This window comes from Ethanoligenens harbinense YUAN-3 (assembly GCF_000178115.2).
Taxonomy (GTDB): domain Bacteria; phylum Bacillota; class Clostridia; order Oscillospirales; family Ethanoligenentaceae; genus Ethanoligenens; species Ethanoligenens harbinense.
The window spans coordinates 2,052,700-2,067,366 of the sequence record NC_014828.1 but is presented as its reverse complement, the minus strand read 5'-3'; the positions used below and the strand labels follow the sequence as shown (position 1 = coordinate 2,067,366).

At 42.9% G+C, this 14,667-nt stretch carries 10 protein-coding genes; 2 read left to right on the top strand and 8 right to left on the bottom strand.

The features are described 5' to 3' along the window. Positions 1-44 precede the first annotated feature (44 nt). Both ETHHA_RS09660 and ETHHA_RS09655 read left to right on the top strand, forming a co-directional pair. Positions 45-2,177 (top strand): HAD-IC family P-type ATPase, encoded by a 2,133-nt coding sequence (locus ETHHA_RS09660; RefSeq protein ID WP_242822066.1) that lies wholly within the window; start codon positions 45-47, stop codon positions 2,175-2,177. A gap of 14 nt (positions 2,178-2,191) precedes the next feature. Further along, complete coding sequence (locus tag ETHHA_RS09655) at positions 2,192-2,977, top strand: undecaprenyl-diphosphate phosphatase (protein ID WP_013485798.1); 786 nt, start codon at positions 2,192-2,194, stop codon at positions 2,975-2,977. Between the two features lie 138 nt (positions 2,978-3,115). Here ETHHA_RS09655 and ETHHA_RS09650 read toward each other — a convergent pair whose 3' ends face one another. The 8 genes from ETHHA_RS09650 to ETHHA_RS09615 form a co-directional block, all read right to left on the bottom strand. After that, positions 3,116-3,979 (bottom strand): EamA family transporter, encoded by an 864-nt coding sequence (locus tag ETHHA_RS09650; RefSeq protein WP_013485797.1) that lies wholly within the window; start codon positions 3,977-3,979, stop codon positions 3,116-3,118. Positions 3,980-4,028: 49 nt separating this feature from the next. Further along, entirely contained in the window at positions 4,029-4,487 is a 459-nt protein-coding gene (locus ETHHA_RS09645; protein ID WP_013485796.1) for a helix-turn-helix domain-containing protein, read from the bottom strand. A 690-nt stretch (positions 4,488-5,177) separates the two neighbouring features. Then, positions 5,178-8,306, bottom strand: a complete 3,129-nt coding sequence (locus ETHHA_RS09640; protein ID WP_013485795.1) for a type III restriction-modification system endonuclease — start codon at positions 8,304-8,306, stop codon at positions 5,178-5,180. A 36-nt stretch (positions 8,307-8,342) separates the two neighbouring features. Continuing rightward, positions 8,343-8,831 carry a DUF4411 family protein gene (locus ETHHA_RS09635; RefSeq protein WP_013485794.1) on the bottom strand — a complete coding sequence of 163 codons (489 nt, stop codon included), beginning with the start codon at positions 8,829-8,831 and terminating at the stop codon, positions 8,343-8,345. Then, complete coding sequence (locus ETHHA_RS09630) at positions 8,816-10,021, bottom strand: ImmA/IrrE family metallo-endopeptidase (RefSeq protein ID WP_013485793.1); 1,206 nt, start codon at positions 10,019-10,021, stop codon at positions 8,816-8,818. Before ETHHA_RS09630 ends, ETHHA_RS09635 begins: the two co-directional genes overlap by 16 nt. A gap of 33 nt (positions 10,022-10,054) precedes the next feature. After that, the gene (locus ETHHA_RS09625) at positions 10,055-11,935 is read right to left on the bottom strand and encodes a site-specific DNA-methyltransferase (protein ID WP_013485792.1); all 1,881 of its coding nucleotides are present in this window, start codon (positions 11,933-11,935) and stop codon (positions 10,055-10,057) included. 17 nt (positions 11,936-11,952) lie between these two features. Beyond that, positions 11,953-13,488 (bottom strand): toll/interleukin-1 receptor domain-containing protein, encoded by a 1,536-nt coding sequence (locus tag ETHHA_RS09620; RefSeq protein ID WP_013485791.1) that lies wholly within the window; start codon positions 13,486-13,488, stop codon positions 11,953-11,955. A 98-nt stretch (positions 13,489-13,586) separates the two neighbouring features. Then, a complete protein-coding gene (locus tag ETHHA_RS09615; RefSeq protein ID WP_013485790.1) occupies positions 13,587-14,396 on the bottom strand; it encodes a TIGR02391 family protein in 810 nt (269 codons plus the stop codon). Positions 14,397-14,667 lie beyond the last annotated feature (271 nt).

Here is a 14,667-nt window from a genome sequence, read left to right as displayed (position 1 = left end):
TTGTCATCGCGGCGCTGCTGTTCGCGGTCGGCGCTTATTCCAACATGGCTTTTATTGTCATCATCGTGATCAACATTGTAATTGGGATTGCGCAAGAACTAAAAGCGAAAAAGCTTGTGGATGAACTGTCTGTCTTAAACAGGCCCAAGGCAAAAGTGCTGAGAGATGATCAATTGTTTGTCGTTGAGATGGAGGACATTGTTAAAGACGATGTGATGGTTCTGGAAAGTGGACACCAAATTTGTAATGACGGGATTGTGCTCGATGGTATGGCAGAGGTCAATGAGTCGCTGCTGACCGGTGAAAGTGACGCCGTCTTAAAGACAACGGGTAGCGAACTTTACTCCGGAAGCTTTGTTGTTTCGGGAAAATGTTATGCAAAGGTAACGCATGTTGGCAATGAAAATTATGCGGTCAAGCTCACGGAAGAAGCCAAAAAAGCAAAGCAGATATCGTCCGAATTACTTGGCTCCATGAAGCGAGTAACCCGGTTTACAAGTTTTCTCATTGTGCCGCTTGGAATTTTATTGTTTTTGGAGGCTATAATACTCCGTCATGTATTGCCAGCGGGCGCTGTCATATCTTCCGCAGCGGCACTTTTAGGAATGCTGCCCAAAGGGCTGGTACTTTTGATTGCCGTATCGCTTGCGACCGGGGTCATTCGTCTGGCAAAAATGAAAATTTTGGTGCAGAATATTTATTCTTTGGAAACACTCGCGCATGTGGATGTTTTGTGTCTGGATAAAACCGGGACCATCACCGACGGCAGGATGAAGGTCAGGGAAGTGCTTTCGCTGACGGACCGTCCAAATCAAAAGTTGTCGTCCCTGATTCAATCCTATCTTGCCGCGAGCGATGATAATAATGCGACTTTTCAAGCGCTTCAGGAACATTTTGGAAAGAACCCTGTATATCATCCGGTATACAAGATTCCCTTTTCCTCGCTTCGCAAGTGGGGCTCGGTCAGCTTCGAATCTGGCACGGTGCTGGTCGGCGCGGCGGAGAAGTTAATCAAAAACCTGCCGGAGTCTGTGGAACAGCAGATTGCGCAAGGCTACCGTGCCGTCGCAATCGGCTTTTACAACGGGGTCTGGCAGAACGACAAGGAACTGCCGGACGGGATCGAACCGTTGTGCGCTGTGATTCTGGCAGATCACATCCGGAAGAACGCCGCGAAAACGTTGGAGTATTTCCGGAAAGAGGGCGTGGATGTAAAAATCATTTCCGGCGATCATGTCAAAACGGTATCGATGATTGCGCGGAAAACGGGACTGAAGTCGTGGGAAAACGCAGTTGATCTGTCTGCCTTTGGGGAGGATGCGGATTACGACAGCCTCTGCCAGAAATACACCGTGTTTGCACGGGTGACACCAAAACAAAAGCAACTGCTTGTGCAGGCCATGAAACGCGGTGGGCATCAGGTAGCCATGACCGGCGACGGTGTGAATGACCTGTTGGCGCTTAGAGAGGCGGATTGTTCCATTGCCATAGCCGAAGGCAGCGACGCCAGCCGCCAGATTTCGCAGATTGTGCTGCTGGATTCGGATTTTGCCAATCTGCCGCAGGTGGTGCTGGAAGGCAGAAAGGTAATCCATAATGTGACTCGGACAGCGGGCGTGTTCTTTATTAAGACGATCTATTCCTTGTTGCTTTCCTGCTTCTGCCTGCTGCTGAACATGCCTTTCCCGTTTATTCCCATTCAGATTACGCTGGTCGATGCCTTTATTGAAGCGTATCCGTCTTTCCTGACGATCTTTGAATCGGATACCAGGAGAATCCGGGGTTCTTTCTTAAGGACAGCGTTGGAGAATGCGGCGCCGTTTGCACTGACGATTACAGCGGGAATCATTTTTATCAGCCTTACCGTGCCGTTTGACACACGGCAAAGACAGACGGTCATGTACCTGCTTTTGATTCTCGTGTCGATGCTGTCGGTTATCAAAAGCTGCATCCCATTTACAAAGCTGCGTGCATTTATCTGTGTGACAATGGTGCTGGGTGCTTTCGGTGCGCTGTGGGTGCTCCCGCGGCTGTTTGAAGTTTCTGCTCTGACAGCGGCCATGGGGTCTTATCTGCTTGCGGCGTTTGTGGTGCTGGCGTTTCTCCTCGTGCTGCTTTTCCAAATCAAACGAAGCATAGAAAAACGCAGGACGCAGGATTCTGTTAAGAAGCGGTAAAAGGAGTCGAAAGTATGAGTATTATTCAAGCCATCCTCTATGGTATTGTCCAGGGAATCACAGAGTTTTTGCCTGTTTCAAGCACCGCGCACCTAACGCTTATACCATGGATTTTTGGGTGGAACAATCCGGGCAATGTCTTTGATGTTGCCCTGCATTTCGGTACGGCGGTTGCTGTAATTGCTTTTTTCTTTCAGGATTGGGTCCGGCTTGTTAGCGCCGGGATAACCAAACCAAAAACAAAGGACGGAAAGTTGTTTTGGTTTCTTGTCATAGCAACCGTCCCCGGAGCATTGGCCGGTGTTACTTTGGACAAATATATGGGAATGCTGTCGAATCCGCTTTTAATCGGGATTCTTCTCATCATTATGGGTATTGTTTTGTATGTATGCGATAAAGTCAGCCGAAATAACATTAGTTTAGATGGGATTGGTCTAAAGCGTAGTATTTTTATTGGCGTTACACAGGTACTTGCGATTATTCCGGGCGTTTCCCGGTCTGGTATTACGATGTCAGTTGGGCGTGCCACCGGGCTTGACCGTGAAAGTATTGCAAAGTTTACTTTTCTGCTTTCGACACCGATCATTCTTGGCGACGCACTTTTTCACGCGAAGGATTTGGCACATGTCAATATTGATGTACTGCCTTTTGTTGTCGCCGTTGTAACTGCCGCAGTTGTCGGGCTATTGAGCATTAAGTTTCTTTTGAATTATTTGAAAACCAAGAGCTTTTTTGTTTTTACAATTTATCGTTTCGTTTTCGGTGCGCTTATCATAGCATTGTACTTCATTCGAGCTTAGAAAAATTTTACTGGCAGTTACAGGGGGTTAAATCGGAACTGCTTGATATGTATAACCTTCGTCCCATATGAAACGAACAATAGAAAACAGAAGGCGGTTCGTAAATAAACTGTTGCTTTCTATGCAATCAGATTCTTGTTAAAACAACAAGGCCATTGTTCCGGTTACCACAAGAAGCAAGCCAACCATGCCTTTTTTAGAAAGCCTTTCTTTTAGAACGATGCGGGAAAACACAATTGTTACCACAATGCTCAGTTTATCGATGGGCACTACCAGACTGGCCCTGCCTTCCTGGAGTGCGCGGTAATAGCAGAGCCAGGAAAGGCCGGTCGCAAGGCCGGAAAGTGCGATGAATATCCAACTCTTTTTATCAATCGTTTTTACAAGGGGCAGCTTTTTCTGAAACAAAACGATGATCCAAGCCATGAGTAATACCACGATCGTGCGGATAGCTGTTCCTAAATTGGACTCGATTCCTTGAATTCCCACCTTGCCGAGAATGGAGGTCAGGGCAGCAAAAACGGCGGATAGTACGGCATAAAAAAGCCACGATTTATTCCCTTTGTCATTCGGGGTTTTGGTTTCCTGACGCTGTATCATAAGATAGGTTCCGGCAGCAAGTAGCACAACCCCGATTCCCATCCACAAGGTGGGAGTTTCTCTTAAAAACAGAAAAGCAAGCAGGATCGTTAGAATCGTACTACTTTTATCAATCGGGGCCACTTTATTGACATCGCCGAGCTGCAACGCTTTGAAATAGCAAAGCCAGGAAGCGCCGGTAGCAGCTCCAGAAAGAATCAGAAACACAAGGCTGCGTGTGGAAATCAGGTCGATGGTACGTTGCGAACCCACAACGAAAACCACTAGCCAAGAAAACAAAAGCACAATAATGGTGCGGAGCGCCGTCGCAAGGTTTGAATCGGTGTTTTTAATTCCGATTTTCGCCAAGATACTGGTCAGTCCAGCAAACAGCGCAGAACCCAAGGCAAACAGAAGCCACATTCATATCCCTCCATCTATGTTTTTTGCAGGCATAAGGTTGAGAAGATGATCAAGGAGTTTTTGTCTTTTGGTTTGGTTCCAGTTTTGATTCTTCACGCATTTCCCAGAAAATTTTAAATTCCAGCTTCTCAACATCCCTTTGCTGCTTATAGCTGACACGAAGCGTGGATTCTTCGGGAATGGTGATGTCTTTCTCCAGACCTTGTAATATGGAAGCGATATTACCGCCATTCTTTTTTATGGTTGACAGGGACTCCATGATTTTTCCAAACAACTCGTGGGATACGCCGGAAGTATCTTCCGAGACGATATACCGTTCCTCACTGTTTACGTAGTCCATAGAATCTCCGGAAGCCAGCCACCCGATCAAGGCATCCCGGCTGAACCGCCATTCACGCCCGATTTTACGGGCGGGGATATGCTCTTCCCGGAGCAGCTTGATCAAAGTCTTTTCACTAACGCCAATGAATTCAACGGCCTGTTCAAGATTTAAAATATGCTCATCCATAGAAGCACCTCGTTTCATGCTTTTATTATAGTCATCATAAAGAACAAAGTCAATTATAGCAGTAGTTAAATGCCATTTAACTGTATTTAGCGGCTTTTTGTCATTGGGAATGTCAGCCGATACGGTTTTTTCCTGAGATCGAAAACAAGTCCGATGAAATCGCGCGGATATTGTCTTTATGCGATCAGCAGGGCTTGAAAATTATAAGCGCGACCATGACGGTCATATTGGGCAACAAGGCAAAAACTTAAAAAAACGTAGCGGTTTTCAGTACTTACCATTATGAGAAAAGGTAACTTATTACCCCTCAAAATAGGTACGAAACAAAAGCGGCAAGCAATGCATCGTGGGACCCACGATGCCCATTTCCCAATTTTTCGCTTGCGCGAAAACCGGGAAATTGCTTGTTGGTGGCAAGCCCCCAATCCCCTCTGATCGCACAATAAATTGTGCGGCTGCGCGTCCTGCGGACGCTTTAGATGCTAAAGGGGCTGTTGCAAAATGAATTTGTGATAGCAAATTGCACAAAGTAGCAGCCATAAAATCAAGAAAATGCGCCTTGAAACGGTTTTGAAAGCCCAATCAAGACGCATTTTTTGTGCACTATTTTCCGGCAAAGCTATTTTGCAACAGTCCCTCACGCTTATTTGAACACTTCTTTTCATTATAAAAAATGAAACGTTGGCTACCTTACAATGTCGACTTTAGCGTATTCCAGTTCGTAGCAACCCGCAATTCTACACCATCCTCCAACGCCTTGAAGTGTTGTTTACCGCAGTGAATTTTAAGCTGTTCTTTTGTCCGCAAATCCATAAAGTTGGTGCTACCCTTTGTCTCCAAAATAAAGTATAATTTCTCTTCGCCATTTTTGGTCAGATACACTGCCCAGTCAGGATTATAGGTGCCAATGGGTGTTTCAATCTTAAAACGATCAGGTATTTTGAAGAACATCTTTACATCCGGGTCATTGTCCAGCGCGACGGCGAAGGGACGTTCAATAGTGCTACTGTCATAGACAATATAGTCGTAGACACTATGTTCAACCTTGACCGCATTGCGATCAAGGTTGGCAATCAGTTCAGCAGTGTCAAAAATCTCCTGCACATAGTATTCCTTACCATCCAGTTTTACATAGCTAATACCGTCGATAGCCAGAGCATGGCGGTTGCTTCGGATGATCTCCGTAGCCTTTTCCAGAAAGGCTTCCGGATTGTTCAGAAAGTCGCCGCACCGCCCGCTATGTACAAGAATTTCATTGACCGTAACAGGCGTCAAAAGTGTCTCATCACTGATAGCGGTAATCAGGTCAGGCAGTGTCTGATAGGAATTATCGATATCCATTGTGCGCATTTCGCGCTCCGTGTGATATATACCAGCTTTTTCAATATGAATATCCGCTGTCTGAGAAATGAGCCGTGTTTTTGGAATGACTGGCATTTCCTGCAACGCCTTGATGCAGTTTTCAATCAGCTTATTTGTGTCAATGTTAACGCGGTAGACTGTTTTCTGTTTGATCTTGTTCCACAGCTCCAGAAATTCCGGAGACATCATGACTTGCTTTTTGATGTGCACTACCACGTCCTTGGAAGCGTCGCGCACCGGAGGCTTGCGGTCAGCATTCGCAATGATTGTCTCAAAACGATTCCGCGCAGTCTCGTACTTTTTCGGTAGATCAAGCGTTCCGGTTTTGAGGGCGTTTTTCATAGTGTCTTTCATCTTGCCAGCGCTGGTGATGTAGCCTTTTTTCTCAAAATGTTCCATCAGTTCCTGCGCATCCTCATAGGTCATCTGTTTTTCCTCGACCACAGTTTTCGTGTAGATCTCACCAGCAAAAGTTTCCGGCGCAATGGTATCCGTATGTTCAATTACCGCGGCCACAGTTTGTTTAATCTCGGAGAGTTCTGCCGGAAGGATTATTTCTTTCGGTTTTACAGCAGTATCCACTTTGCCGTTCGCCGCAATGACCCCGCTAGCCTTGAGAGCTTCTACGACTTTCTCCGCCTGTTCCGACGTGACAGCCTTTTCAACCTCTCGCTTGTCTTCATAAACCATACCAGAGAACAAATCGAGTTGTAACATACCGAACTTCATGCCGGTGTCGTCCTCAATTTCCTTTTGCAGGTTATCCGCAAACTCCGCGAAACTCTCGGTTGCCATAACATGAAGGATATTGATATTCCTATCCTCAATCCGTTCACCATCCTGATTGACGCACAGGCGCATACCGCGTCCGATCTTCTGACGGCAGGTAAAAGTGGATTTTTGGTCAATCAGCGTGCAGACCTGAAACACATTTGGATTGTCCCAACCCTCTTTCAACGCAGAATGGGAAAAGATAAAGCGCAGCGGACAGTCGAAGGACAATAACCATTCCTTGTCGCGCATAATGGTGTTGTAGGTGTCATCGTCCGCCTGTGTGTCACCCTTGGTGTCCTTCAGGCGTCCCTTCTTATCCTGTGAAAAATAACCGTTATGTACTTTAGAGACATCGGAAGTGAATCGCTCCCGTATGGGAGCATACTTTGGTTTTGCAATCAGTTCGGAATAACATTCCTCAAACATTTTAGCGTAAATGCCGGGAGTACCGTCCTCGTGGCGATATTTATCCACTTTATCAATGAAAAATAGCGAAAGAACCTTAATACCCTTATTGGTGTAACGTAATTCTTTATCAAGATGTGCCTCGATGGTGCGGCGGATTTGCGCTCGTTTAACGATGCCCTCATCTACGTCACCGATGGCTTTGTTCAGCGCCACTTCTTCGGTGTTGCCAAATTCGATATGTTCATAACCTGGGGTACAATCAATTCCAACGATGGAATAGCCCTCGTAAAGATCCCGTTCCCCAGAAAGCAGGAACAGATCATCACCTGGTTTGACAGTTAGCGTCTTGCGAGACACAATGCTATCTTTACCCTTTACATCGATCTCTATCTTAGCGCGGAAGCCCTTGTCATTTGAAACGGAAAGCAGGCGGACATACGGCTGGTTGAAGCCACCAGCCACCTGATTGGATGATACGGAAATCTGCTTAACCAATCCCATCAGATATGCGTCCACCGGCGTCAGACGATAAAGCAAGTTAATCTTCTCACGGTGTGTGGCAGAATAGCGTAGCACGCACAGTGGGTTCAGGGAGGCAATGGCATCCTTTGCCTTTGGTGTATTGTCCACACTCTGCGGCTCATCAATGATGACAATGGGGTGAGTATCTTGAATGTACCGCATAGCGGTCTCACCATTCAATCTATCCTGTGCCTGATTAATGATATTCTCGGATTTTTTGAAAGCGTCAATATTTATGATCATAATTTCGATGTTGGCGCTTGTGGCGAACTGCCGCACATCGGAGAGCTTTGCGGAATTGTAAATAAAATACCGGCACGGCACATTGTCATATTGCAGTCCGAAGTGCTCTTTCGTGACTTCAAAGGACTTATAGACCCCTTCGCGAATGGCGATAGAAGGTACAACTATGATAAACTTGGTGAAACCATATTTACGATTTAGCTCAAAAATGGTTTTGGTGTAAACATAGGTCTTGCCAGTACCCGTCTCCATCTCAATACAGAACTGCATATCCGACGCATTGGGTGTCATAGGTAAATTATTACGTTTCTGAACAGTGTGCATATTGTCAGAAAGCGTTTGCGCGTCAATATACAGAGCATTGCCTATGCCGAGACTATTCATGAGCGACATCTGTTTCTCTTCTACCACAGAAAAGGTACTTCGCGTTTTTTCCTGCCCGGTGAACAGATCAACCACGGCGTTCATCGCATCGGTTTGAAAATCCTGATTTTTGAATTTAAGTTTCATATAACCCCAACTTTTCTTAGACAGTATCAAAGCATATTAAAATTGCCAATCCTCAATTTGACAAAGCTCATTAATATCAATAGCCTTTACGCCCATGTTTTCGGCAACCTTTGGTATCTTATAAGGGCTATCTTGATTTTCTTCAGTAATAATAGTTAAGTGGTACTCCATTGCAGTAGCAATTAGGAACGCATCCCCCGATGATTTTACTTGTTTGAAGTCCACAAGCTTTGGATTATTGGAAACAACTCTGGTTACATTTTGCTGTATGGATTCGTCAACGGGAAGAATAACGCACTGTTGGTTTTGCAGCCAGGATTCCAAATCCTTATCTTTAATCTCGTCGGCTATTTCAGAAGATGTTACTATCTCTTTTTCTTGAATTAATTGTTCTATACGTTTCCATAACCCTCGATATACTGTCCGCCTGTGGGGTTCGTTGTCCTTCTGGGAGAAAATAGACGAGCTGTCGATAATGTATTTATACGGCAGTTTTTTTGAGAATAGACTCATCTGACGTACCATTTCGACACCTCCCCAAGAAATTTGTCCGCATACTTTTGGCTGATTCCAAGATAGCGTGACACATCTTGTTTGCTGAAAACGTCTTCGGTATAGCCCTTGAACAAAGAACGACATAGGCTTGAACTTGTTCGGTCAATTGCTTCTCTATCGGGATATTTTGGTATCGTTGGTGCACGCCCTTCGGATCGAGCTATTCGCTGTTCTTCTTTTTCAGTTTCTATTAGCTTTCGAAATTCGTCATTATAAGCAGTATATTCCACTTCATTAATGACCCCATTGTCAAGCAACCTCCTGGAAATAACTTCTTTGCTTACTGAAAAATCATTTGCTAAGTTTTGAATATCAGAAATTGCAAAGTTCGAAGACAGGTTCCTGCTATGCAGTTTAGCAAACAATGCATCTCTTGGTACAAGCAATTCGCCTGCAACAGCATTGCAAAATATTTCCTCGGCGTTCTTAGAAAATGCACTTACAAATTCATTGCATAGCGATGACTGACGTTTTAACAAATGAACCAGTTCATGGATAATAGAAAATGTCTTTGCCGGTGGACGATCTTTCTCATTGATTCCAATGATGGGTATGACGTCATCAAAAATGGCCAATCCCCGAGCTGTCTCCAAATCGACATCCGTAAAACATTGGATGAATACACCTTTTGCCTCAATCTGCTGGCGCACATATAAATAAAACTGGCGGGCAGATGACTTTCTGAATTGCTCCTCTAGACTAATCTCAAAGAATTTTCGAATTGCCAAAGCTACTGCCACATCAGTCGTATTTGTATCAATCGCAACATTAAAGGAGGAAGTAGGCTCTTTTAACTCTTGCTTTATGGAAATTAGTAGGTCACGGGTTTCAAGTAAATCTGATATAGCTATATTTAAAGAACTTTCGTTTGGACTAAATTCGTTGAGAAGAACGCGACGATTAACAATTTTAGGGAGCTGCTTTTTTGGAACATCTTCGGGTTTCATATATAATCCGGCAAAAGGAATATGCAAGCAAGATGCAATTTTTTTTGCCTGATTAAAAGTCGGCAGAGTTTCCGAGGTAAGATTAAGCCATCCATCAACTTTTGAAGTTGGCTTGCAACTGATTTTATCTGCAATATAAGAAACTTCAACTCGCTTTGTTTCACAGATCATCCTAAGAGTTTCCTTGTTTATTAAAGCTTTTAATATCGCCACAAAATCATCTCCCCCTTAACTATATAGGTGTATTTACACCAGTTTCAGTTCTATGCCTTTATCTCGCAATATATAGTAGGCATTTGCCATAGCTGTATCGTCGGCGAAGCTGTCGCGGGCAATGACGACTATTGCCGCAGCATATTCAGCGATTGCCTCCACATCGGAAGGCTGAATATTCTCAGCTAAGCAGATGAGCAGCGTGCAGTCCTCACCTACAGTGTAGGCAGATTTGCTGTTTATCTCAATTTTAGAGACTGGACAAGTCAAGGGCGCACCAAGCTTTAGCATAATTTCACAGACCATATCCATCTCGGACCGATCGTACTTCACTCGGTGGATCATGCCATTCATGCGTTTGTATAGAATGTTGAGCTGATTGTCTTCAATTGGTGTATCATCCCAAGTCTTCAGGTTTGAAGAGTCCAGTTTATACACCCGGAAGCCAATATCCAACGGTTCCTTGTCATCCTCGCCAAGTTGCATTTGACCATCGGTTTCGGTCAGTTTCCTTCCCGCACGGCGAATACGCTCTTTGCCGACTTCGCAGATGTTCTTATAACCGGCTTTATAGGCTTCGCTGTTCTCGTCGCATACTTCGGGAAGTTGCACAAGAATAAAACGACGGTTGCCTCCGTCTTCTGCATTAAGCTGCATAACTGCATGGGCCGTTGTAGCCGAACCTGAAAAGAAATCGAGTATAATATCTTCATCACCAGTTGTAGCAATTCTAAGCATTTTTTCTATAAGATTCTTAGGCTTTGGACTATCAAAAACTTTAGCTCCTAATAATTTCTTTAATTCCTCCATTGCGGCATGATTATGACCTACTTCTTGATGAAACCATAAAGTTTCGGGCGGTTTTGTAGCTTCCTCTTTAAGATATTGCTTAGCGTATACTTGCCAACCATTTTCTGTTTGAACCCACTCAACAATTCCTTTTGATTGGTTTTCTATATAAGTGCCTTTACTCCATCTCCAGCAGCCTTCGGTGCCATCTGGCTTTACAGGATACACCTCTGTTCCATCCGGAGCCATAAGGGGGAACCACAAATTTGGACGTTCGCTTCTTGTTGAATGGCTTCCTTCTTTTCGGACACTCCTACGTCGATATTTTTGCCCGCTTTGTTGATCGACGAAATTAAACTGTGCACTATTTTGAGCGAAAGTTTCTTTATGTATGCTGTCAAAACTCTGCTTCACATAACAAAGTATATAGTCGTGTGATACTGAAAAACCTTGAACATCCATGCGAGGGCTATATACTTTCTGCCAAATTATCTGTGCAATAAAATTTTCTTCACCGAATACCTCATCGCATAGTTTTCTGAGGTTTGTTTGCTCACCATCATCAATACTTATAAAAATCACACCATCGTCCCGCAGAAGGTTTGCAGCAAGACGAAGACGGGGGTACATCATGTTAAGCCAGTTGGTGTGGAAACGTCCCATAGTCTCAGGGTTTGACTTGGTAGTCTGTTGCGTGACTTCCTTATACCGCGCCATTGGGTCGGCAAAATCATCTGCATAGACAAAGTCATTGCCGGTGTTGTAGGGCGGGTCGATATAAATCATCTTGACCTTGCGGTAGTAGGAAGTCTGCAAGAGCTTTAGAACTTCCAAATTATCGCCTTCTATGTAAAGGTTCTGCGTCGTGTCCCAATTGACACTTTCCTCCGGGCATGGGCGTAGCGTACCAGTGGAACGTTTTTGTGCCAGCTTCAAGCACTCTGCCTTACCCTTCCACTCAAATTTGTATTTTTCAAAATCATTGTCGATATACTCGCCACACAACGACAGTAGCTTGTCAATATCCAGCTTACCTTCGGCAAAGCATTCTGGAAATGCTGCTTTTAACTTGTCCATGTTAGATTTTTCAAGATTCATGCTCATCCCATCCAGTATTTCAGGCATTTCTTCTCCCTCCATCATCAAAACGGCAATTCTGGTTCAGTAAATTGATTTTCATCCATTGTTGACTGTATCTTATCCAATGCCGACTGACTCAGTCCGTTTAGACTTTCCAAAAAACTATCTATTAATTTATACTCTTTTGTGTTGCCATACGAAGTCTTTGCACAAGGCTCAATAAATTTCCTTATCTCAAACTTTGAAAGCACATCGATATAATTTTGAGAAAGGGTATCGTTTAAAGTGTTAATTTCTTCCCAATTCCGAATCATTTTAATTTCTTGATCACTTTGCCAGCCTGCGTACAATTTTTCCCTCTGCAAATCGATTATGTACTTAACAAGCAAAATTTCGGGCTCTGAAAAGCCTTTGATTATCAAATTGTCAACAGTGTTCCCGCTTTTTATTAAAGTTGTTACTGCTTTATGTCGTGTGCAATTCTTTTCAAAGATATCAACGGCTTTTTGTGACAACTTCCTTAGTTCCCTATAAGTATTAATTTCCATATTATATGTACTGGCGTGTGTAAATCCTCCGTCGATAAATATAATGATTTCATCGTCTATTAATACATCAAATGCTTCTTTCACTGATATTGTAACTTTCTTTTTTTGAATCCAGTCATTTATTTGTTTAAAATCGTCGCTTATAGAATTGGTTTGAGTATCATAGAAGTAATTAAGGACAAACAACTCTCCATCAGAAAATTCATTTGACAAAATTCTTTTCTCTAACACGTTGGTTTCACTTGGTATAGCTGAAGGCTCTATTTTTCTTGCTTTAATAACGCTGTCATATTGTTCAATCAGGTGATCAATGTTGGCATTGAGTTTGGCATTTGAAGATACAAAATCAGGGAAAAACTTCTTTACAATATCACATATCGCGGAAATATCGCTCTTATTGCTAAGTCGCCTTATTTTGTACTCGCTATTCAGGAATCCTTCCATGAGACTGTCATCAATTTCAGGTAATGCTATCACTATTTTTTCGGTATCAAGGAACCAAATGATTCCTGCCTCATTTTGACAATATACGCTTTGATAATAATCAACGGATAACAAAGCAATGTTCAGTACGCTTGCTTTCATATTTTCTTTAACTTCCAAAGATATTTTTTCTTCAATATCATTTCCCGGTAGTGACGAACAAAAAATATTACTGTATGAAATACCGCAAGAAGTTAAAAAATTTTCAATAATATCAGCAATCTTCTTATCAGTGCTCCTGTGGCTGATAAATATTTTTCCTCCTTTTTTCTTGTCGGTGATCAATGGAATTTTCGCATTTGTATGATCATCTTCATTTACTAAATATAATCTCAAAATTCCAAGCACTGAATTCGCATCACGAAGACCTGTACCGTTTTTAAGCAAAACAACATCTTCTATATTCGGAATCTCTTTCGAAAACACATTTCGGATTTCAATAATTGTGTCAAACAAATCATCTTCAACTTGATTAGTTGCATATGGTTCAGAATTGTTATAGGTATCAACTGCATTTGACAAAGAGTTAATATAATTCTCAACGAATTGTCTCTTGGCTTGCGTCATAGCATTTTGACCTCCATAATTAATTCTCTTCCGTGAAATTGTCCCCATGTTTGTTTATGTTGAACCATATGCTCATATCCAATTATCTGGCTGCATGCTTATGGATTAAAGTGTGGCACAATAATACACTGGTCGAGTTGTTTATGTAGAAAAGAAATTGTGCAGAGAATATCTACAGCATCATTTTCATTAATGATCCACTTGATTTTTGGCTCATGGGCAGTTACATTTCTGACCATGGAGGTTATACCACTTAACATTTGATGAAGCCCATTCTGCTGATTTTGTTCACTACTTGTTTGCAGTTTATTAATTGCCAAATATGGAGAGTTGATTTTGAATGCTTCATCAAACAATTTGTACCCATCCGAAGATAATGAAGTCATTTCCCTGATCCGATCGGATAAGCTCTTTGCTGCTTCGAACACAGCGTGAAAGTAGTTTTCTTGGAGTAATTCTTCCTTGCAGTATTTCAGAACACATTCATGCACATTCCTCTGACGTAAACTACGTTCCAAATTCTGTGTTCTACGCTTCACTTCATCAATGGTTGTCGCGACAGTAGTGAATTTCAGAGAGCCATCTCTTTGTACTTCTAATCCGGCAGTAAGTAATACTTGATTTACATCTATCCGAAATTCTTCGTACTTTTCTTTTTCATTCATAAAAAGTACGGGCTGTAGAGCTTCTTTGACAAAACGAAGAATCGCATTTGGGGATTGATCTTGATTTTGACGTTCAATAAAACTATAGTCCAACCGACGCCATTTTGTAGATTGATTACTATTATCTTCAATTTCGCATTGGCAAAGAAGTTTTGTAATTTCGCTTCCAGTCATATAATCGCCAAGAGCCTTACTCAGTGCTTCTATTTGCCCACGGTTGAAACACCGTACTTGCAGGCTCATAATGAACCCTCCACTCTTACAATTAATTCTTTTATAACCTTCATGGTTAGCTTTCTTTTTCAGTAAACTTCCTAATTTGTTGTTTCAGTTACAATTCCAGCCGCATGTCAATGCAAAACTGGTCTTATGCCTCCGCACTAAATCCTGTCGGAGCAATTTTATCCTTTATCAATCGCGATAACTTTGAAAGGCATTTGATCGTGCAGTATAAGTGAAACGGCATCTGCACCTCAACTCGGATTTCTTACCGCCAGCCTTGTCACACAGTCCC

Excerpts from the sequence above, each read along its gene's own strand:
- ETHHA_RS09625 (WP_013485792.1), bottom strand. The coding sequence starts at position 11,935 with ATGCCTGAAATACTGGATGGGATGAGCATGAATCTTGAAAAATCTAAC.
- ETHHA_RS09655 (WP_013485798.1), top strand. The coding sequence starts at position 2,192 with ATGAGTATTATTCAAGCCATCCTCTATGGTATTGTCCAGGGAATCACA.
- ETHHA_RS09650 (WP_013485797.1), bottom strand. The coding sequence starts at position 3,979 with ATGTGGCTTCTGTTTGCCTTGGGTTCTGCGCTGTTTGCTGGACTGACC.
- ETHHA_RS09645 (WP_013485796.1), bottom strand. The coding sequence starts at position 4,487 with ATGGATGAGCATATTTTAAATCTTGAACAGGCCGTTGAATTCATTGGC.
- ETHHA_RS09640 (WP_013485795.1), bottom strand. The coding sequence starts at position 8,306 with ATGAAACTTAAATTCAAAAATCAGGATTTTCAAACCGATGCGATGAAC.
- ETHHA_RS09620 (WP_013485791.1), bottom strand. The coding sequence starts at position 13,488 with ATGACGCAAGCCAAGAGACAATTCGTTGAGAATTATATTAACTCTTTG.
- ETHHA_RS09615 (WP_013485790.1), bottom strand. The coding sequence starts at position 14,396 with ATGAGCCTGCAAGTACGGTGTTTCAACCGTGGGCAAATAGAAGCACTG.
- ETHHA_RS09635 (WP_013485794.1), bottom strand. The coding sequence starts at position 8,831 with ATGGTACGTCAGATGAGTCTATTCTCAAAAAAACTGCCGTATAAATAC.
- ETHHA_RS09660 (WP_242822066.1), top strand. The coding sequence starts at position 45 with ATGGCTTTTATTGTCATCATCGTGATCAACATTGTAATTGGGATTGCG.